General features: G+C 43.2%; 17 protein-coding genes. 9 read left to right on the forward strand and 8 right to left on the reverse strand.

Translation table 11 applies throughout. From position 1 onward, the window contains the following. Nucleotides 1-161: 161 nt before the first annotated feature. Genes NKI27_RS14650 through NKI27_RS14660 form a run of 3 tightly spaced genes read right to left on the reverse strand, consistent with a single transcriptional unit; the run spans nt 162 to nt 1,767 of the window. Nucleotides 162-659 carry a GreA/GreB family elongation factor gene (locus NKI27_RS14650; RefSeq protein ID WP_265046777.1) on the reverse strand — a complete coding sequence of 166 codons (498 nt, stop codon included), beginning with the start codon at nt 657-659 and terminating at the stop codon, nt 162-164. A gap of 16 nt (nt 660-675) precedes the next feature. Continuing rightward, nucleotides 676-936, reverse strand: a complete 261-nt coding sequence (locus NKI27_RS14655; protein ID WP_265046778.1) for a Kazal-type serine protease inhibitor family protein — start codon at nt 934-936, stop codon at nt 676-678. 60 nt (nt 937-996) lie between these two features. Then, entirely contained in the window at nt 997-1,767 is a 771-nt protein-coding gene (locus tag NKI27_RS14660; RefSeq protein ID WP_265046779.1) for a bacteriohemerythrin, read from the reverse strand. 94 nt (nt 1,768-1,861) lie between these two features. Here NKI27_RS14660 and NKI27_RS14665 point away from each other — a divergent pair, with 94 nt between their 5' ends. The 5 genes from NKI27_RS14665 to NKI27_RS14685 all read left to right on the forward strand — a co-directional run bounded on the left by NKI27_RS14665 (nt 1,862) and on the right by NKI27_RS14685 (nt 9,061). Then, the gene (locus NKI27_RS14665) at nt 1,862-2,833 is read left to right on the forward strand and encodes a CobW family GTP-binding protein (protein WP_265046780.1); all 972 of its coding nucleotides are present in this window, start codon (nt 1,862-1,864) and stop codon (nt 2,831-2,833) included. A gap of 183 nt (nt 2,834-3,016) precedes the next feature. Next, nucleotides 3,017-3,994 carry a hypothetical protein gene (locus tag NKI27_RS14670; protein ID WP_265046781.1) on the forward strand — a complete coding sequence of 326 codons (978 nt, stop codon included), beginning with the start codon at nt 3,017-3,019 and terminating at the stop codon, nt 3,992-3,994. 107 nt (nt 3,995-4,101) lie between these two features. Next, nucleotides 4,102-5,205 (forward strand): putative solute-binding protein, encoded by a 1,104-nt coding sequence (locus NKI27_RS14675; protein ID WP_265046782.1) that lies wholly within the window; start codon nt 4,102-4,104, stop codon nt 5,203-5,205. A gap of 189 nt (nt 5,206-5,394) precedes the next feature. Further along, nucleotides 5,395-7,032 carry a methyl-accepting chemotaxis protein gene (locus tag NKI27_RS14680; RefSeq protein WP_265046783.1) on the forward strand — a complete coding sequence of 546 codons (1,638 nt, stop codon included), beginning with the start codon at nt 5,395-5,397 and terminating at the stop codon, nt 7,030-7,032. A gap of 94 nt (nt 7,033-7,126) precedes the next feature. Next, nucleotides 7,127-9,061: a methyl-accepting chemotaxis protein gene (locus NKI27_RS14685; RefSeq protein WP_265046784.1), complete on the forward strand. Its 1,935-nt coding sequence runs from the start codon at nt 7,127-7,129 to the stop codon at nt 9,059-9,061. Nucleotides 9,062-9,068: 7 nt separating this feature from the next. Here the strand turns inward: NKI27_RS14685 and NKI27_RS14690 are convergent, their stop codons facing one another. Both NKI27_RS14690 and NKI27_RS14695 read right to left on the reverse strand, forming a co-directional pair. Further along, on the reverse strand, nt 9,069-9,875 hold the full coding sequence (locus tag NKI27_RS14690; protein ID WP_320109468.1) for an AraC family transcriptional regulator: 807 nt from the start codon (nt 9,873-9,875) through the stop codon (nt 9,069-9,071). Nucleotides 9,876-9,886: 11 nt separating this feature from the next. Next, the gene (locus NKI27_RS14695) at nt 9,887-10,726 is read right to left on the reverse strand and encodes a hypothetical protein (protein ID WP_265046785.1); all 840 of its coding nucleotides are present in this window, start codon (nt 10,724-10,726) and stop codon (nt 9,887-9,889) included. Between the two features lie 237 nt (nt 10,727-10,963). Between NKI27_RS14695 and NKI27_RS14700 the strand changes: the two genes are divergently transcribed. The 3 genes from NKI27_RS14700 to NKI27_RS14710 all read left to right on the forward strand — a co-directional run bounded on the left by NKI27_RS14700 (nt 10,964) and on the right by NKI27_RS14710 (nt 13,504). Continuing rightward, entirely contained in the window at nt 10,964-11,800 is an 837-nt protein-coding gene (locus NKI27_RS14700) for a DMT family transporter (protein WP_455168463.1), read from the forward strand. 69 nt (nt 11,801-11,869) lie between these two features. After that, entirely contained in the window at nt 11,870-12,922 is a 1,053-nt protein-coding gene (aroG, locus tag NKI27_RS14705; protein ID WP_265046786.1) for a 3-deoxy-7-phosphoheptulonate synthase AroG, read from the forward strand. 84 nt (nt 12,923-13,006) lie between these two features. Further along, the gene (locus NKI27_RS14710; RefSeq protein WP_265046787.1) at nt 13,007-13,504 is read left to right on the forward strand and encodes a LabA-like NYN domain-containing protein; all 498 of its coding nucleotides are present in this window, start codon (nt 13,007-13,009) and stop codon (nt 13,502-13,504) included. 7 nt (nt 13,505-13,511) lie between these two features. Here NKI27_RS14710 and NKI27_RS14715 read toward each other — a convergent pair whose 3' ends face one another. Then, a complete protein-coding gene (locus NKI27_RS14715) occupies nt 13,512-14,666 on the reverse strand; it encodes an alpha/beta fold hydrolase (protein ID WP_265046788.1) in 1,155 nt (384 codons plus the stop codon). Between the two features lie 236 nt (nt 14,667-14,902). Between NKI27_RS14715 and NKI27_RS14720 the strand changes: the two genes are divergently transcribed. Continuing rightward, a complete protein-coding gene (locus NKI27_RS14720; RefSeq protein WP_265046789.1) occupies nt 14,903-15,481 on the forward strand; it encodes a cupredoxin domain-containing protein in 579 nt (192 codons plus the stop codon). Nucleotide 15,482: 1 nt separating this feature from the next. Here NKI27_RS14720 and NKI27_RS14725 read toward each other — a convergent pair whose 3' ends face one another. Beyond that, nucleotides 15,483-18,626: an efflux RND transporter permease subunit gene (locus NKI27_RS14725; protein ID WP_265046790.1), complete on the reverse strand. Its 3,144-nt coding sequence runs from the start codon at nt 18,624-18,626 to the stop codon at nt 15,483-15,485. Next, nucleotides 18,623-19,699: an efflux RND transporter periplasmic adaptor subunit gene (locus NKI27_RS14730; protein ID WP_265046791.1), complete on the reverse strand. Its 1,077-nt coding sequence runs from the start codon at nt 19,697-19,699 to the stop codon at nt 18,623-18,625. Before NKI27_RS14730 ends, NKI27_RS14725 begins: the two co-directional genes overlap by 4 nt. Between the last annotated feature and the right edge of the window lie 38 nt (nt 19,700-19,737).

A 19,737-nucleotide genomic window follows, 5' to 3' on the forward strand; every position in this document is an offset into this window, starting at 1 on the left:
ATGATGGTAATAAACCGGGATAGAGACCTTACCTATTAATAAGTTAATACAACCTAGTTAATGCAATCTATTCAAAACGCTAGATAAAGAGTAAAGCCACAAAATTTCGGCGCATATTATCGCATAAATCGACTTTTTAAACGAGCCTTTGCTAGAGGTATTCAGTAAACGTCGATAATATCGTAGCAAGCCGTGTTTCCGGCTATATTTATAACGACCTCATCACCTACCCTCTTGCCGATTAGGGCGCTGCCTAGTGGTGCTTTAGCGGTAACGACCAAGCACTCACCTTTCAGCCCGCTTTCTAATATAACGACCTTCAAGCCTCCTGAAAGTGGCCCTACAAAAAACAGCTGCCTACTTTCTTTGTTATCTTCGAGAACGACCAACGCAGTTAAACGAATCGGAGATGCCTCAGTAAAGTCTGCCAACTCCAGTTTTTCATATACTGCAATTTCTTCTTCAAGTTCAGTCACTCGTCTAGACTGGCCTTCTGCGAGATATGACGCTTCTAACCCTCGGGTGTCATATTTATTTTCAGCTTTACTTTCTTCATTAGTAGCTGCCTCATGTGCGGCACTGGCGGACCGAATAGCATTCTCGTAATCAGTACGTAACTGGCGCAATATACCCTGACGAATAGTTTCTTTAATAATCAACAGAATTATTACTCTTTTATTGCACCGCAGTGTCTTCACAAGCGCCATCGCTGTACCCAACAACGTCAGCCCGCGAACAAGCATTACACCCACTGGCGTAGGTATTAATGTCACCCTTTTCATCAAGCCCACAAACCGGCATATATATCATGGTACAAATTTGCGGCCGAGGGTCTTTGCATTGATTTTCGACCTGTATTTTTTCGGGGGTTGCTGTGCACGCCATAATAGCACAACTCATACCTATCAGACCCAATGCATGCGCCAATACTTTCATACCTTACCTCTTTTATATTCAAAAAACGTATTAGACAAACATGATAACCAATAACACGCATCAGGCGTTACTTTGAGCAAGAATATCCAATATCTGTTTTAGCTTAGCTTGCTTTGTTTGTAGTGATTTAACTAAGTAATTACCTTGAACACAATATGTGTAAGCTTCATCTGAAGCCTGTGTGCCGCTCTGTTTAGGTGATAATTTAACAAGATCATCACAATAGCACCTAAGCTCCCCTAAGCATATTTCAAGATCGTTCAGCATCTCGCCTGCGCCTTCAATTTGGTCTTTGGCTATGGCTAAATACCGCCCCATATTATCAGTATCAATGGTTTCTTCAATTGAGTTCAAGTGATCGGTGTCTTGCTCAGCTGCAGCACCCGTTTCAAATCCACCTGAAGTCGAACCACGGTTTTCAGCCTTCCTTCTTGCGAGAATAAATGAAGCAAACCGCTGATCTACTTTACAAATATGTTTAATTAACCAATTGGTTAAATAAGTCAGAATAACATTACAGTCTTCGTAAGAAATTTGGCTAAAGTCATGTTGAACAGACTCTACCTCTTTCTCAAACTGTCGGTGCTGCATCAAGTGAGCATGAAGATCAGGTTCTACATAACCGTACTGCGCCATTAAGCTTTCTTCTGTAGAGAAGTGAAAAACGGTATACCCTTTTAACTTTTTAAACACTTCCCCAGCGGCTTCTCGGTCAAACTGGCCACTGACCAAACTATTTAGCTCATTAATTAAGCTCACTAATACTTTGTGTTGATTGTCGATCTCTTCAACACCGGTATCATATTCGCTCTTCCACTCGAATATTGTCACAATAGCCCCTACATCAATGTTCAATAGTTGTTTACGCTAGTTATTTTTTAAATAAGCATAGCACCTGAATAATAAATCTGTCGGAGTCATCGGCTTGAAGAAGATATCAACCAACATTATTACTGGTTTTTTAGGGGTTGGTAAAACCACCGCCATTCTAGAATTGCTAAAAACAAAACCTAAAGACGAAGTTTGGGCAGTATTGGTCAACGAGTTTGGTGAGGTGGGTATTGATGGTGCACTCCTGAGTAATAACGGGGCGTTTATTAAAGAAGTGCCTGGCGGATGCATGTGTTGTGTTGCCGGTCTACCCATGCAGATAGGCCTAAACTTACTCATTTCAAAGGCAAAACCCGATCGTTTACTGATCGAACCAACAGGCCTTGGCCACCCCAAACAGATTATCGAAACCCTCACCAACGAGCATTATCACGACCTTCTTGATCTTAGATCAGTGATTACCTTGGTTGACCCAAGAAACTTAAATAACGCTAGATACTTAGACAATGAAAACTTTAACGATCAAATCAGCGTTGCAGACGTCGTTGTGGCCAACAAAACAGACCGGTGCACTGAAGCAGAAAAGCCATTATTTGAAGCTTACCTATCAGGCCAACTGCCGACTAAACAAGCCACTGGCTGGGTGTCTCAAGGTAAGCTCGAGCCTCAATGGTTAGATTACAAACACAACAAAGCATCCATTAGCCACTCACACCAACACAGTAAAAGTGATCTACCTAGCTCATTAATGACGCTAGAAGAGGGTGAAGCCTTTACTCGCAAAGAAAACCAAGGGCAAGGCTTTTATAGCTGCGGCTGGCTGTTCAATAGCAAAACCGTTTTTGACCACCCTACATTAAATCAGTATTTTACCGGCTTAGCCGCTGATAGGTTAAAAGCCATCGTTAAGACGACTAACGGTGTTTATGCGTTCAATTCTGTCGCCGGTGTCCTCTCGACCCACCGACTGATCGACTCTGCTGATAGCAGAATAGAAATTATCAATAACAAAAAGCTAGCATGGGACAATATAGAAAAGCACTTTATTCAAGCAAGCATTAATTAAGACTAACCCTCGTCCACCTCCCCCAAGAACCTAACTACATCCAGCAATGTGGTTAAATGTGCGTTTGTGCCCAACATCATTGATACCAAACCGTTAGTATTAAAAAATTTACTGTAAAAGAAGTAAATAAGTAGCCACCCATAACCCAATAATAAATAGCTAAACTTTACCCCTGAGAGAAATATGCCTAACCTAGTCAAAACTCAAGCCAAGCAAAACCTTACAGACCAGCACTTATATTCGCACGCGATTGGCAAAGGACTTGGGGCATCAATGTTTTGCTTAGCCGTACTAGCAGGCTGTGCAAGCAACCCGGAACAAGCGCAACCTATCGAACAGGTAGAAAGCACTGAAAAATCAACCACTGAAGTAGTTGCACCGCCAAACAACCCACCCTCAACTGAGCCGGTTACCACAGAAGCAAACATTGACTCTGATACAGATATTATCGAAACACCTGACAGCTCAGATGTGTCAACTGAGTATACCGCAACTGAAGCAGTATCAGGTGATGAAAGCAGCGTGCGTTCTGATACTACTCAAGATTCAGCGCCAGATACCGCTACAACACCTAACGTGAATACATTAACACCAACAGCTAGCGAGGCAATATCTGAGCCTATTTCAGACGCAAATGCAGCATTAACAGAAGCTAGTGATGCCATAGCAACAACTGAGGTTGCTGCCGTTTCAGCGCTTAACAACCAGGCCTCGATGACTGAATCCACATCCCCTCAACAGATCTCACGCTCAAGCAAAAACCTGGGAAACTCGTATGGCATTTGGACGCTTAAAGATGCCGGTAATGGTTTTTGTAAACTCAAAACACCCACGCTACAAATAGGCAATAAAGAGTACTCGTCTCAAATATGGATGGATATCGAAGAGCAGCAAGTAGTTGTAAACGCTTATATGTCTCTCGACATCACACACCCTAAAACGGGCATTCAAATCGATAATCAAGCACTTGTTCCATTTACCCAAAAAGCAAACTCAACACGTGCAATTATCAGTCGTGACCTGACTTCACAACTGGCATCAGGAAACGTACTGCATGTGCTGATTAATGGCCAAGAGATTGGAAAAAAAGTGCTTAAACGTAACGTTAAGCTCACTAATATGAATGCAGCGATTACCGCACTCAAAAGCTGTAAGCAATAAACCAGAAGCGGTATAGCAACCCCTTAGCAGCAAAAACCATTGCTTTACCGCTATTGAGTTAACTCAGCATATCCACCCTGCTTAACAAGCTGACACCAGAGATAATTATGGCAACCCTATTTAACAACGCATCTTCTACTCACACCAAACACGCATTAACTTCTCTAGCTTCATGCGTTATCTGTAGCTTAGCATTAGCCTTTACAAGTCTTGCAACGGCTACGCCAAAAACAGCTCAGCAAGAGGAGGCATCATCACAACCAAAGCCCAATAAAATTTTAGAGCGCACATTTTGTGTGTGGGATCCAGTGGGTGCAGGTGGCCCCATTGTGAGCATGGTAAAGCAACTTATACCAAAGTCCCTAGGCTGGGGGGTTAAGCTCAATATAGAGGCCTATACTGATGAAAAAGTCGCCGCAAACGACTTTAAAGGCGAAGCGTGTGATGCAGTCATGCTAACAGATGTCTCTGTTCGTGATTTTAATAAGTTTACTGCAACAGTTAATGCCGTTGGCGCGATCCCCGGAGAGCTTGAATTAAGAACCCTGCTGACGACACTATCAAGCCCAAAAGCAGCTAAGTTTATGCGACAAGACAACTATGAGATTGCAGGGATTTTACCCTTAGGACCTGTTTTCATTTTTGTGAGAGATAAAGGCGTTGATAATGTAGAGCACTTTCAAGGTCAAAAAATGGCCGTTTTAAATGGGGACCCCACCGCAACCAAAATGGTTCGCCGTGTAGGAGGCTCACCCGTCGCCGCTAGCCTTTCGAGCTTTGCGGGCATGTTCAATAATGGCAGTGTCGACATCATCTTTGCACCCGCAGTCGCATTCAACACAATGGAACTCTATAAAGGACTAGAAGAAGGAGGCGGCATTTTAAACTACCCCCTGCTTCACACATCCCTACAAGTAGTCATACGCCACAGTGTTTTTCCTGAAGGCTATGGCCAAAAACTGAGAAGTTATTCTATTTCTAGGCTAGACAACATGTTGGATATTATTAAAACAGCCCATGGAGAAATTCCTACGAAATATTGGATAAACGTCGCTGAAGCCGATATGAACACCTATAACGAGTATATGAGAGACTCGCGTTTATCGTTGAGAGACGAAGGCCTTTACGAGCCTAAAGCGCTCACACTGATGAGAAAAGTGCGTTGTAAGCATACACCTAGCCAAGGTGAATGTGCCTCAAAGGTTGAATAAAGCATCACTACACGCTGTTTTAAATACCTAGAGATATTTAATGTAAATCTCTAGGTACTTTTGATTTAAATCACTAAGCTCGTTGTTTAATCAAATAGCCCTATCAAATAAAAATCATCCGCTATACTTCAATATAATCTAATAAATCCTATTTATTTCATGAATATGACAGTACAAGGCGGATGACTGATGGTTTCATGGTTACGTAATATTCAAATCGGCTACCGGTTAGCCGTCGTAATTGCAATTGCAGGTTTTGGCACACTGATATTAAGCATCGTAATGCTTAATGAGTTTTTTAATACTAGCTACGCCGAGCGCCAACTAAAAACCAAGCACCTCGTCGAAGCAAGTCACAGCATTCTAAGCCGATACCACACTTTAGCTACATCTGGCTCAATTTCTGAAGATGAGGCCAAGATTCGAGCAATATCCGACATTCGGGATCTGCGCTATGGAGATAACGACTATTTCTTTATTCTCGATCATCAGCCTGCCTTAATCATGCACCCTATCAAGCCAGAACTTCAGGGTAAAAATCTTGATCAAACCGCAGACCCCAATGGAAAACGATTATTCCGAGAAATGGTAGATGTTGTCGAAAACAATGGAGAAGGATTTGTCGATTACTTATGGCCCAAACCCGGTCACGAGGGTGCGGTTGAAAAAGTATCCTTTGTAAAAGGGTTTTCACCGTGGAATATGATTATTGGTACTGGCATTTACATCGACGATATGAGGGATCAGCAATGGGTATTCTTAGGTCGCTACATCACTATCGTAGCGCTACTTTCACTCCCATTAGTCGGGATTTTAATACTCATCATTATTAGTATTCGAAGCCCCTTAATCAAAACGCTCAATGCAATGGAAAATGTCGCTAAAGGCGAAGGCGATTTAACCCTTCGCTTAGACGAAAGCGGAAAAGACGAGCTAAGTAAGGTAGCTACACTTTTTAATCAATTTGTCGCACGAACGCAGTCCACAATCCAAGAGTTTATGGCCGCCAGCTTACAGCTAAATAAGCTTTCAGAAGAAATGAAGGATGTTGTCGAAATCAATAAACACGGCACAGACCAGCAAAAAACTGAAACGCATAACTCCGCATCAGCCATTACCGAAATGGCAGCCTCAACTGACGAAATAGCTAAAAACGCACAACAAGCGGCCGATGAAACAACATTAGGTTTAGAGAAATCATCTAAAGGCAGCCAAGATATCAGTGCATCAATGTCAGGCCTAACACTCCTCTCTACTGAATTAAACAACACTAAACACGTGGTCAGTGAGTTAACTGAAAACTCAACAAAAATTGGTTCTATTCTTGATGTTATTAGAGGCATAGCCGAGCAAACTAACCTCTTAGCGTTAAACGCAGCTATTGAAGCGGCACGAGCTGGCGAGGCAGGCAGAGGGTTCGCAGTGGTGGCAGATGAAGTTAGAGGGCTTGCGACCCGAACCCAAGAATCAACAGATGAAATACAAACAATGATTGAGCAAATTCAAAATGGCGTACAAGGTGTTACACACTCTGTTGACTTGGCTCACAATCACTCAATCAAGACCCAAGCATCAGCAGAAACCGCTGAAAAAATGCTCAATGAAGTCAACAATGCAATGCAAGAAATTACATCGATTACTTGTCAGATTGCTGCCGCAACGGAAGAGCAAGCATCCGTTGCTAATGAAATCAGCAACAATACACATACTATCGCTAACCTAGTTGATGACGGTTCAACAAACTTTATTCGGATCAGCGACTCAACGGAGGAGATCAGGCGACTCAGTCAGGTATTGGCAGACAAAGTATCACAGTTTAGAGTTTAGAGTCCGGCTGAATCAGTAAGCACCCTCTATTATTCGGTCTAAACTAAAGCATGATTAGTCAGCGACGTTAGATCTATCAAAGCAGGCCTTTAGTATGTGGAAAAAGCTCAGCATTCAACACAAAATAACCGCCATCACTGTTACTGTGCTGATTACTTCACTGGCAATTTCCGCCGCCTTCAATAATTACTCTGCCCGCGAGCTAATAAGCGAACGACTTGAACATAAAGAGCTTCCCTCTGTTTTAAGAGAGATTGGCAATAAAATTGAAAAAGAGATTTTCGAACCGATCAATGGCTCAAGGGCGCTTGCAGAGAATGCTTATTTTCAGCGTTGGATTAGTGCTGGGGAACCGCAAGAAGAGCAACAAAACACTATCGACTTTTTACTGCAAACCAAGCAAATCACCAATGCCAGCGTCGCTTTTTATGTGTCTAGTATTAGTAATAACTATCACACCGAAAAAGGAGTCATTAAACAGGTTTCTGAAAGCAGCGACCGCGACCAGTGGTTCTACGATTTCTTAAAAGGCGACCATGGCTATATGCTCAGCCTAGACTATTTTGAGGGTGACGGCCCTCTCACTCTTTTTGTTAACTACCCCGTTAAGCAAGGCGGCAACATAATTGGTGCGGCAGGTTTAGGCATTGACGTAAACATACTGTCTGAGTTCATTCAGCAGTATAAAATTGAAAAGACTGGATATGTATTTCTCGTCGACAACAATGGCAAAATTGTTATTCATCCTAATCGAGAGCTTACCAATAAAGCGATCAGTGAGATTCCCGGATTAAGTGGTAAGAATGACGAATTGCATGCAGAAGAAGACACCAATAGAGTCCGCTACAGCATTAATAATAGATTTTATATTGCTGCTTCATCTCCTGTGCCTAATCTTGATTATCGATTGGTTGCGATTGTTCCTGAAGCCGAACTATATGAAGCACTCAACAGTGCGACATTAAGGGTCGTATTATTTACCTCCGTGATTATCGCAATATTTGCTTTTATTGTGATGCTGCTTGCTAAAACTATATCATCACCTATTAAAGCCACAGCGAAATTACTAAAAGAAATTTCTGAAGGAGATGGAGACCTGACACATACGCTTAGAGTCACCTCTCAAGACGAGGTCGGCATACTTTGCGATAGCTTTAACCGATTCGAAGAAAAGTTAAGAGATATCATTCAAGCCGTTTCGGCAAAGTCTCTGTCTCTTCAGCAGCTGAGTGAGCAAGTTAAGGACAATGCGAGAATTAGTTCTTCTGCGGTCGATCAGCAAAAATCAAACATCATAAGCGTAGCTTCTGCGATCACTGAAATGGCCGCTACTGTTCAAGAAATTGCAGGAAACGCTAACCAAGCGGCTAGTTCAGCTGCGGCAACAAAAGATAAGTCAGAGCAAGGTCAACAGGCGGTTCAAAACTCTATTACTAAAATCAAACAACTGTCTGATGAAATAATAAGTACCAGCGAGGTTATTGTTGATCTAGGCAAGCAGACTGAGCAAATAGGTAGCATTTTAGAAGTCATTCGTGGTATCTCCGAGCAGACTAATTTGCTCGCCTTAAATGCCGCAATCGAAGCCGCTAGAGCGGGTGAACAAGGACGTGGGTTTGCAGTAGTCGCCGATGAAGTGAGAGGTCTGGCTCAACGTACAGCCGAAAGCACTGACGAAATTGAACGTATGATAGAAGCGCTGCAAAAAGGCGCTAGCTCTGCAGTCAATGCAATGAAGCAAGGCGAAAGCATGACACAATCAGGCGTTGACAGCATTCATGAGACAGGCAACATACTCACCGAAATCTTCAATTCTGTTGACTCTATTAACGATATTAACTTCCAAGTCGCTGCAGCTACTGAAGAACAAAGTCAGGCTGTAGAAGAAATAACACGCCATATCACGCAGGTCGAAGAGGTGAGCACCGGAACGCTTGAAGTAGCCAACGAGGTCAGAGAGCTTTCAGACCAGCTGTCGCAGCTTTCCACTGAGATTTCAGCGTTAATGTCTCAGTTCAAGACTCAATAACTCTCCTCTATCGCCTGTTTTCGATACGCCACTGCTTAGGTGATAACCCACTCCAGCTTTTAAATGCAGACCGAAAATTAGACGTTTCATTGTAGCCCAGATCAAAGCTAATCTGCTCTATATATTTGTCTGTGTATAATAAGTGGTGTTTTGCGGCATCAAAGCGGACCTCTTGCAGCAGCTGCCGAAAGCTAGTCCCCTCTTCACTTAACCTACGCCTTAACGTTCGTTCAGACATATTAAATGAACTTGCCAATTGCTCGACCGTCGGTGACTTCGCCATCAACAGCGTCAAAATAGACTTAATCTCATTACTTAATGCTTTTGTTGCTCCCGTTTCCATTAATGCTTTTTCGCATTGATGGGTCGCTAATTGCTCACCCGCTGGGTTTGTCATGGTTAGGGGCAAATCTAATAATGCTGCGTCAAAGCGTATCTGGTCAAGCGGCTGATTAAAGCAGACCGGGCACTCTAACAGCCTCTCGTAGCGCTCAGCATAAGCCGGTGCAGAGAAGCTAACGGATACCCCGTTCAAGTCAAAGTTTTTAGCCGTAAGACTCTTAACGTTTGACTTAATAACCCCTAGTAATAGTTCAATAATTAAAGGATGAAACCCTACTAGCTTTTGATCTACTTGAAAACTTACAACCACTTCATTTTTATTGTACACCACCGCAGGTTGCACTAAAGGCGCAGCAATAGATGCATAATTGACCCAAAGGTTCAGCACTGAACCGAGGTTTCGGCTTGTTAGCATTGCCAACCCCTGCGGCCCATGAGAAACCACTGAAATATAAGCGCCTATGATGAGAATCTATACAAGCTTTAGTTCATATAGACCCAATTAACACTACCGATATCACACACAATCATCTTTTCGGTAATATCGTCACATTGAGAAAGACTATGAGGTCTTTTGTGGCTCGGCAGTGTCTTCACAGCCATGGTTTTTTTGTCTTTCTTGAGGAAGCGGTACATGGTTTCAAAGCGCTCGCTAAAATCAACACTCTTCACTTTTAAGTCATAAAACGTATGATAAAAGCGGGCGTAGCTCATGGTCGAGGCACCCAAACCAATATCAATCATTCTCTGGATATAGTGGCCATATACTTCAGACAGGTAAAACTGAACCTCGCGACCGTTTTCGGCATCACCTCTAAAAGGAGGTAGAGCCATTAGATGTTGATCACCTAATACTCCGTTAGCCAACCGGCCATTAGGTTCATTTCTTATCAACCCAAAGCGGCGCTGACCACAGGTTATAAGGTTTTTTCCCAAGGTGCAGCGAGAAAGCGATACATTAGACGACACAACCGATGCCACTTCATTTGCTTTATTAGTTTGTTTAAGTCGTGCAGGCTTATCTAACACACTGGTTTGATTAGCCCCTTTCTTTGCCTTTGCTTTTGAGGGTGACGGCAACGCGATTTTTAGCTTTTGTGCTGGTCGTTTCAATAACAACCTCTGAACCATTACATCATTTTTTTTGAAATCCTCAAACCGGGGCAGACGCTTCCCCTCCCCTCGCTCTACGATTTCGCAATAGATGCGCTCATATGCTGTTTGCTGTTGATTTTCAGGTGAGCGAGCATTAGCTAAACAGTTAGCCTCAGCACTCACCGAAAAAAAGAGCATCACTAATACTAGAGTCGAATGGAAACGCATACTAAAATTCACTATTGTCTGATAGATTACTATTTGAAAAGATAAGCCTCTACCTTTGTTCTATTTCATTAGGCTATAACGTCAGTTTACCTCAACTCAAATAAAATCAGTGTAACGAAAACAGGCTAATAGAAGAACCTAGCCTTTATGTTTTGAGACAACCTACTATTAAAGGCTTTCATCATTAAAATCCAGTCGCCCCTTTTAACCCCAAACATCCCCTTTATTGCGTTAATTATTGCTACATTTTTATGGGGTAGCTCCTTCATCGCATTAAAAATTGCGTTTGTTGAATTTCACCCTGCTCAAGTGATTTTTTTTCGAATGCTTATCGCAACCCTCTGCTTTATGCTAGTATTCCGTCGTCTAGGTAACGTCTCGTACCAAAAAGGTGACTGGAAATACCTCGCAGGCATGTGCCTATTTGAGCCCTGCCTTTATTTTATTTTCGAATCCATCGCATTGAAAAACACCAGCGCATCTCAAGCGGGTGTCATCACATCCTTACTCCCTTTAATGGTGGCAGTAGGTGCTTATTTTTTCTTAAAAGAACAGCTCAGTAAAAAGACCGTTCTTGGTTTTATCGTCGCCGTTGCTGGCGCCATCTCGTTAAGCCTTCTCGGCAGCGAAACCGAACGTGCACCCAACCCTGTTATGGGCAACTTTTTTGAGTTTTTAGCAATGGCTTGTGCTTGCGGTTATACCCTATTGTTAAAACACCTTACATTACGCTATTCAGCACTTTTTCTTACTGCGCTTCAGTCAGCGAGCGGGGCAGTGTTTTTCTTTCCTGCTGCGCTATGGTTTCCAGTCCCCGCAAACTACTCAGTCGACAGCCTTATTGCCATTTTTTATCTAGGTATAATGGTCTCCATTGGCGCCTACGGATTATATAATTACGCGGTCAGCAAAATATCTGCATCACAGGCAACCGCTTATATTAATTTTATCCCGGTCTTCACCATCATTATTGCCTTTTTTATACTGGATGAACGTCTGACTATTTGGCAAATAGCTGCCTGCGGGGTGATTGTTACTGGTATACTTTTATCAAAACCTTCTAATAATAATTAGCGCCTCATTCTACTTTGCACATTACTGCAGCGAGAAAGACCGTTAGAAAGAGATAACACGAGATAAGATATGCATTACCAAACAGACGACATTCGAATTAAAAAAATTAAAGAACTATTACCACCCGTTGCACTTCTTGAGCGATTTCCTGCAACAGATAAAGCGGCTAAAACAGTCTATCAAGGCAGAGAGGCAATACACCGCATACTCAACAATGAAGACAACCGACTGCTCGTTATCATTGGCCCCTGCTCTATACATGACCCTAAAGCCGCCATTGAATATGGCCAAAAATTAGTCAAACTAAGAGAGCAGTATAAAGATCATCTTGATATTGTTATGCGAGTCTATTTTGAAAAGCCACGTACCACTGTCGGTTGGAAAGGGCTGATCAATGACCCGTTTATGGATAACAGTTTTAAAATCAATGACGGGCTTCGTATTGGCCGAAAACTTCTTCTCGACCTTAATGATATGGGGTTGCCAACAGCGACCGAATATCTCGATATGATAACCCCACAATATATGGCTGACCTTCTTAGCTGGGGCGCGATTGGCGCTCGTACTACTGAGTCTCAGGTTCATAGAGAGTTAGCATCTGGGCTTTCGTGCCCGGTTGGTTTTAAAAATGCTACCAACGGCACCACCAAAGTCGCTATTGACGCAATTGGAGCCGCTGCAGCTTCACACCACTTTTTATCGGTAACCAAATTTGGCCACTCAGCGATCGTCGAGACCGCCGGTAATGCTGACTGTCATATTATTCTACGGGGCGGCGAAGAACCCAACTACGACGCAAAGAGTGTCGCCGCTGTGGTCGCAGAGCTTGAAACAGCCAAGTTACCTAAAAAAGTCATGATAGACTTTAGTCATGCTAACAGCAGTAAACAGTTTAAAAAACAGATGGATGTATGCAGCAATGTCTGTGATCAAATTAAGACCGGTGACGATACGATATTTGGCGTAATGGTCGAAAGCCACTTAGTTGAAGGCCGGCAGAATCTAGTCGGCAATAAAGCCGAAACTTACGGCCAGAGTATTACGGACGCCTGTATTGGTTGGGACGATACCAAAGCACTCATTGCGCAACTGGCAGAAGCTTCAGCACAACGAGCCAAATAGATCATTACCTGATAGTTATGGTTTACTAGCATAGCAAGCCATAACCTATTTAGAACAACAAATCCAAATAACACAAGGCGCACTATGTCAGCCAAAATCGCTTTATTCGTTGACGTTCAGAATATCTACTATACCGTTCGGCAAGCCTATCAGGCGCAGTTCAATTACACGGCATTTTGGAAAGACGTTAGCCAAAAAGGTGAGATTGTTGCTGCCTATGCCTATGCGATAGATCGTGGTGACCCTAAACAGCGCAGCTTTCAGAGTTTTTTAAAGCAGTTAGGGTTTGAGGTCAAACTTAAACCTTATATTCAAAGAAGTGATGGGTCTGCTAAAGGTGATTGGGACGTAGGTATCGCGTTAGATGCCTACGAAGCCGCCAGTGAGGTCGATACAATAGTGCTGGCATCAGGCGATGGTGACTTTGATCTACTGGCCCTGAAGATTCAACAGCGCTTTGACACTCGATTTGAGGTCTATGGCGTACCTTCATTGACGGCAACATCCATTATTGACGCCGCCAACCAATTTAACCCCATTTATGAGCCTTTACTGATGAACAAACAGAGCCACATAAAATAATTGCTAGCTAGTTAGAGCGCGTAGCCAACCATTCCGCAACCTCGGGCCATATAGTTTTAGGCGCTTTACTGCCAGACAGTATTCCCATATGCCCACCCTCAACTTCAAGAACCTGCTGATCTGTGCTCGCAACATGCTCTAACATTGCAACACTACAATCTTTAGTCACAATAGGGTCTTGCTTGCCTACCACCAAAAGCATGTTAGATTTTATATTCGCAAAACGTCCTTGCGCATCCTTCATGGGGAGCTCGCCTCTTGCCACTATGTTATCAGCCCAGAGGTATTGAATAACATCCTGTATAACGGCACCAGGGTACGCCACCATATTGTCTAAAAAAGCGCCATTGGTCGCGTGTGATATCACATATTCTTCATCATGCAGATTTTTTAATAAATCTAAATACCCTTGCAGGCTGCCTATCGGGTTTGTCAGCTTAAATGCTAACGAGTTAACCCAACCAGGCGAACGCCACCATCTACGCGGTGTATTGTGAACACGCCAGCCCGCTTTTTTATCTAACCAGTTAAGTTTTCTAGAGATACCTCGATACTGTTTACCTAACTCGCCATTGGCATGATAATCTCCCGGCGCTCCGACCAATGCCAAATTAACAATATCAGGGTCGCCCAATGAGGTGTAGCACGCACTAAACAGTCCTCCAAAACTCCAGCCATGCAACGAAAGTTTTTTAGAGCCACTATGGCCTCTAACTTTTGCCAAGACATCAGGCATTAGCTCTGCAAAGTAACTAGAAATAGTGTAGTGATTGTGATCCCAACCGGGTCTTCCCCAGTCGATTAAATAAAGCTCAAACCCTTTGGCGCGTAAGTATTTAACAAGGCTACGCTCAGGGAAAAGATCATAAATGTACATATTTACAGCAAGCGGCGCGACCATCACCAACGGTATCTTGTGGGTATTTTTCGCTACGCTCACCGTCTCTCCATCTACAATAATTTCAGAGGTTTTCAAGGGTGGGTAGTATCGTAAACGGACGATATCTTTTTGGTAAATAATTTCAAACGGTGTCTTTTCAGCCTGAAGTAGTTTATCGGTCTGGAAAAATCGTTGCTTAGCATTACTGGTTGAACGTTCAACTAGCGCTCTTACTTCGTTATATTTATTTCTCAATTCTTTTGATGTATTTACAACAGACATAATACAGCTCAACAATAATAATTTTAAATAGGCCTACCGAAACACCTATGCTTTGAAAACAGTCTCTAATTCTCAATTTTACGTAATCTGTAAGTCTACGTCATTGACTAAAGTGCGCAACACCCTTAAACAAAGTGTCAAATGGTTAACATGCACTGCCTAGCACTATTGCAATCTCAGCCTATAAAATGGGATATTTAGCGATAATCCACCCACTGTTTCAATACAGGTCTACTATGAACCTAGGTCAATCATTCGGCACCGTATTCGCAGGGTTACTCACATTAAGTTCGGTGCCATTTAGCCATGCGGCAGGCCTAACGGCAGAAGCCGTATTAGGTGATTATCAATCTGACCCGTTATTCGGTGAGGCTGCAGCTCATGAAAGTGTCGTCATAGAAGTCGGCACATTAAGATTTGTCCCAAAACAAATAAACGTACCTACTGACACCAATATTCGATTTGTCTTTACCAATAGCAGTTTCGAGCCTCACCTGATGGTCATGGCATTAGACTTTAACGAAGTATTAGCAGACCACGCATTTATTAATGAGTTTCTAGAACACGGTAGTCAAGAGATCAGCGTACCAGGAGGACACAGCCATGGTAATTCATCATCAGATGACGCGTCTCCGATGGTTAAGCTCATCAACGAGCACCCAGCCGTATTCTTAAAACCTGGCGACACCAAAGAAATTCTAGTAAAGTTTTCTGATAATCAGCCAGTCCAGATAGCCTGCGCCTTAGACAACCACCACAACCAAGGTATGAGCGGGGCTATTTCCCCCACTCGCCAGCACAGTCAAATTCCTTAACTTAATTTGAAGAAAAAGCATCAGTAGCCGACTTAACCGTTGAACGATTTGACACTTTCAACCTAAAGTAAGCGCTAACATTAGCGCCCATCACTAGCAGGCACGGCGTTAGAAACAGAGTCAGCAACGTCGCAAATGCCAACCCTCCTGCAATCGCGCTTGAAAGCTGTGTCCACCATTGAGTAGATGGAGCGCCAAACGAAACGTCCCGATTAATAAAATCGATATTCATCGAGAGAACCATCGGAATTAGTCCTAAAATAGTCGTACCAGCCGTCAGAAGAACCGGCCTTAGCCTTAATTCACCCGTGATAAGTGCCGCTTTATAGGGTGTCAGTCCCTCTTTGATATAAGCATTATAAGTATCAATCAGTACGATATTGTTATTTACCACAATACCCGCTAAGGCAATAATGCCAAGACCCACCATCACCACGCCAAACGGCTGAGCGGTTACCATTAAGCCAATTAGCACTCCTGCAGTCGAAAACACGATAGCACTGAGCACCAGAAAACTCTGATAAAAGCTATTAAACTGAGTCACCAATATCAGCAGCATCATAAATAGCGCCATCAAAAACGCATTGGATAAAAACTGTGCCGTTTCTCGTTGGTCTTCATCTTCGCCTTTGACGTTTATTTTCACATCAGGCTTCAATCCGCCTTTTTCAAACTGCGCCTGTAACGACTGTAGCCGTTCACTAACCAACTGCCCTTCTTCAACATCCGCCTGTATAGTAATAACCCTTTTGGCATCCACTCGTTTTATGGTGCCCGTTTTTTGGGCTGGCGTTAGGGTTACAAAATTACTGAGAGGGATCATCCCTTTTTCTGTCTGGATACTAAAATTATCAAACTTATCAAGCGTGCGTTCGCTCTTCGGAAAGCGAATATTAATATCAATTTCTTCATCTGAGTCATCAGGTCGGTAGTCTGACACACGATAACCATTGGTTATTAATTGAATTGCACTGCCAATCAATACGATGTCAGCGCCATACTGTGCGGAGGCGCCTCTATCAACCTGTAAACGCCACTCTATCCCCTGTAAGGGTCGGTTATCTTCAACGTCTTTAAACCCACCTAACGCAGTCATTTTATCTCGAATAACGGTTACCGCTTCTTGAACGTGCTCGGGTATCATCGCGCTCACTTGCAGCTGGATGGGTTTCCCACCTGATGGGCCATTTTCTTCTTTTCGGAACTCTAATTGAATGCCGGCCAAGTCAGAAGTTTTCTCTTTCATTTCGGCCAAAATTTCAGAGGCGACTCGTCGGTCCTTCCAATCAATGAACTGAAACTGTATTGAACCAATCACATCTTCAGAAACATTGCTCTGAGAGCGATTAAATGACCTTGCATACAACGACTTCAGCTCAGGCATGCCATAAAATCGTTGCTCAACCTGTTTAAGTAGTTCATCTTTCTCATATACCGACAGGTCTCCCCTTGCTTGAACTAACACCTGAGCAGTCTCGGGTTCAACTGACGGGAAAAACTCTACGCCTTTACCGATCTGTGAGTAAGTTGCATAAGTAACCGCTATAATCATCATCGCAAGTAATAGCGTCTTTCCTGGGTGGCGTAATAATGCCCCCAATAACTTAACATAGCCTGACATTAAGAGTGTTTGAGTGGAGGTTTCTCCCTCCTTGTTAGATTGTCGGCTTCCGCCTAGCCAACTTCCTAATACTGGCAAAAACACCAAGGCAACGACCAATGAAGCGAGCAAACAGATAATCACGGTAATAGGTAAAAACTTCATAAACTCGCCGACGGTGCCCGGCCATGAAATAAGCGGCAAAAACACAGCAAGCGTTGTGGCAGTCGAGGCAATAATGGGCCATGCCATTCTCTTTGAAGCTTGTGAAAATGCCTTTCCTGCTGGCAAGCCTTCTTCCTGGTTTCTTGACGCCAACTCAGTCACTACAATAGCACCATCAACCAACATGCCAACAACCAGAATAAGGCTAAATAGCACCACGATATTCAAGGTGAAACCCATCGCATAAATAATCAAGATACCGGATAAAAACGATGCAGGTATAGCAACTCCCACTAATAACGATGAACGTAAGCCTAGTGCTCCCACAATAACAATCATCACCATGACTATCGCACTGGATACGTTGTTTTGGAGGTCTTTTAGCATATCAACAATCTGGCCTGACTTATCGATGATATACGTATGCTTCAATGAGCTAGGCCAGTACTCTCTTTTTTCAGCAACAATCTGTTTTACCTGTTTAATCACCTCAATGATGTTCGAGCCTACCCGTTTTTTTACTTCAAGTGAGATCGCAGGCTCACCATTCACTCGGGCAAACCCTTCTGGATCTTTAAAAGTCCGGCGCACAGACGCAACATCTCGAAAACTAACAACCGTGCCGCTGACCACTTTAATAGGTAAAGACAAAATATCTTCTAAATCTTCAATAACCCCAGAGACCTTCATCAACTGCCGGCCATGACCGCTATCTATTGCACCTGCGGCAACTAACTGATTATTACGGTTAACAATATTGAGAACACTTTCAAAATTGATGTTGTAAGTCTCTAATATTAAGGGATCAACAATAATCTCAAGGACTTCTTCACGATCTCCCCCAATATCAACTTCGAGAACGCCAGGAAGCCCTTCAATATCATCTTTTAGATCTCTCGCTATTCGCAATAGATTTCGCTCTTGAATAGGTCCAGATAAACTCATACTTAGCACCGGAAAAAGCGCTACGTTAACTTCATTAACTTCCGGTTCCTCTGTTTCAGAAGGTAGATTAACCTTGGCTCTATCAACCTGCTCTCTCACATCATCTAAAGCGGACTGACTATCAAACCCTGCATCAAACTCAAGCGTCACGGATGCATGGTTTTCCCCCGCAGAAGATCGCATCTCTTTGACGCCTTCAATAGATTTAAGCTCCTTCTCCATCGGGCGAACCAAAAGACGTTCAGCATCAGCCGGTGAAATACCGTCATGAAACATAGATACATAAATAATAGGAATAGCGATATCAGGCTCTGATTCTTTAGGTATAGCCTGGTATGCAAAAATACCACTGACCAGTAAAAACAATAAGACGAGAAGTGTCGCTCTACGCCTATTAATAGCCCAATCAATCAGGTTGGCTTTACCGTCAGTCATAATGTCACCGAATCAGGGGTGTCTTCTATGGGCTCAACCTCATCCCCTTCAGTTACAAAGCCCTGCCCTGCAGTAATAATTTTGAACGTTTCTGGTAACCCTTGCAGCCAAATCCCATCTCGCTCGCTGCGGATAATATCGACAGTTTGAGTAATGACACGATGCTGAGTATCCACCCCTTTAACCTGTAATAGACCGTCACTATTCAAGTCAAGCAAAGAGCCAGTCAACTTATGGGCTTTTTGCTCCCCCGTTTCGACAGTCACCCGCGCGCTCTGGCCGAACCGTAAAATGTTAGTCACGTTTTCAGCTTTTGCTTCAACTCTAAATGTTCGAGTATTCGCGTCAGCAGAGCTTGAAATAAAACTGACTGTTCCTTCAAGCATTCGACCATCAAGCAGAGTAGCATTTACGGTTTGTCCGATTATAATATCGGCAATATATTGTTGAGGTACATCTGCGGTAATTAATATAGTGCTATCATCCACTAAATAGGCCAACGAATCCCCCGGCGAAACATAGTCGCCAACTTCCACATAGCGATCATTCAATACCGTATCAAAGGGGGCTTTTACTGAGGTTTTATCAATTTCGACTTCAATCTCTTTAACCGCCGCCTCTGCAGCCAGCACATTTGCAACATTTTTCTGCTGCTGATTGATAGATAACATATTTTTCTTTTGCAACTGAGCCCCGGCATTCCGTTCAGACTTTTTAACCTCTAGTTCAGCCTTAGCTTTTTTTAACTGCGCCAACCGGTCACTTACATCTAATTCGACTATGCGCTCCCCTTTCTTTAACCGACTCCCTTTGTCGCGGCCTAACTGAGTCACAACACCTTGCACTTCAGCCCTTATTTCAATCTCTCTAGCAGCCTCTATTTGGCCTTGTAGATATAAGCTATTAGTCACCGTCTCAGCCACAATTGTTTTGACTTTAACTTTGAATTTTTCAGGCGACGCCTGGCCGGTTGTTGCAGCTAAATCAGGCTCGGTTGTGGCGCTAGAGCCGGAAAGTACCCACCCTACTGAGACCACTGTAAGCACTATCGCTATAATGATTGAACGGTTCATATTTGCCCTTTAAACCTATAGTCTTATTTTTATTAATT

It is taken from the genome of Alkalimarinus alittae, from assembly GCF_026016465.1.
GTDB lineage: Bacteria > Pseudomonadota > Gammaproteobacteria > Pseudomonadales > Oleiphilaceae > Alkalimarinus > Alkalimarinus alittae.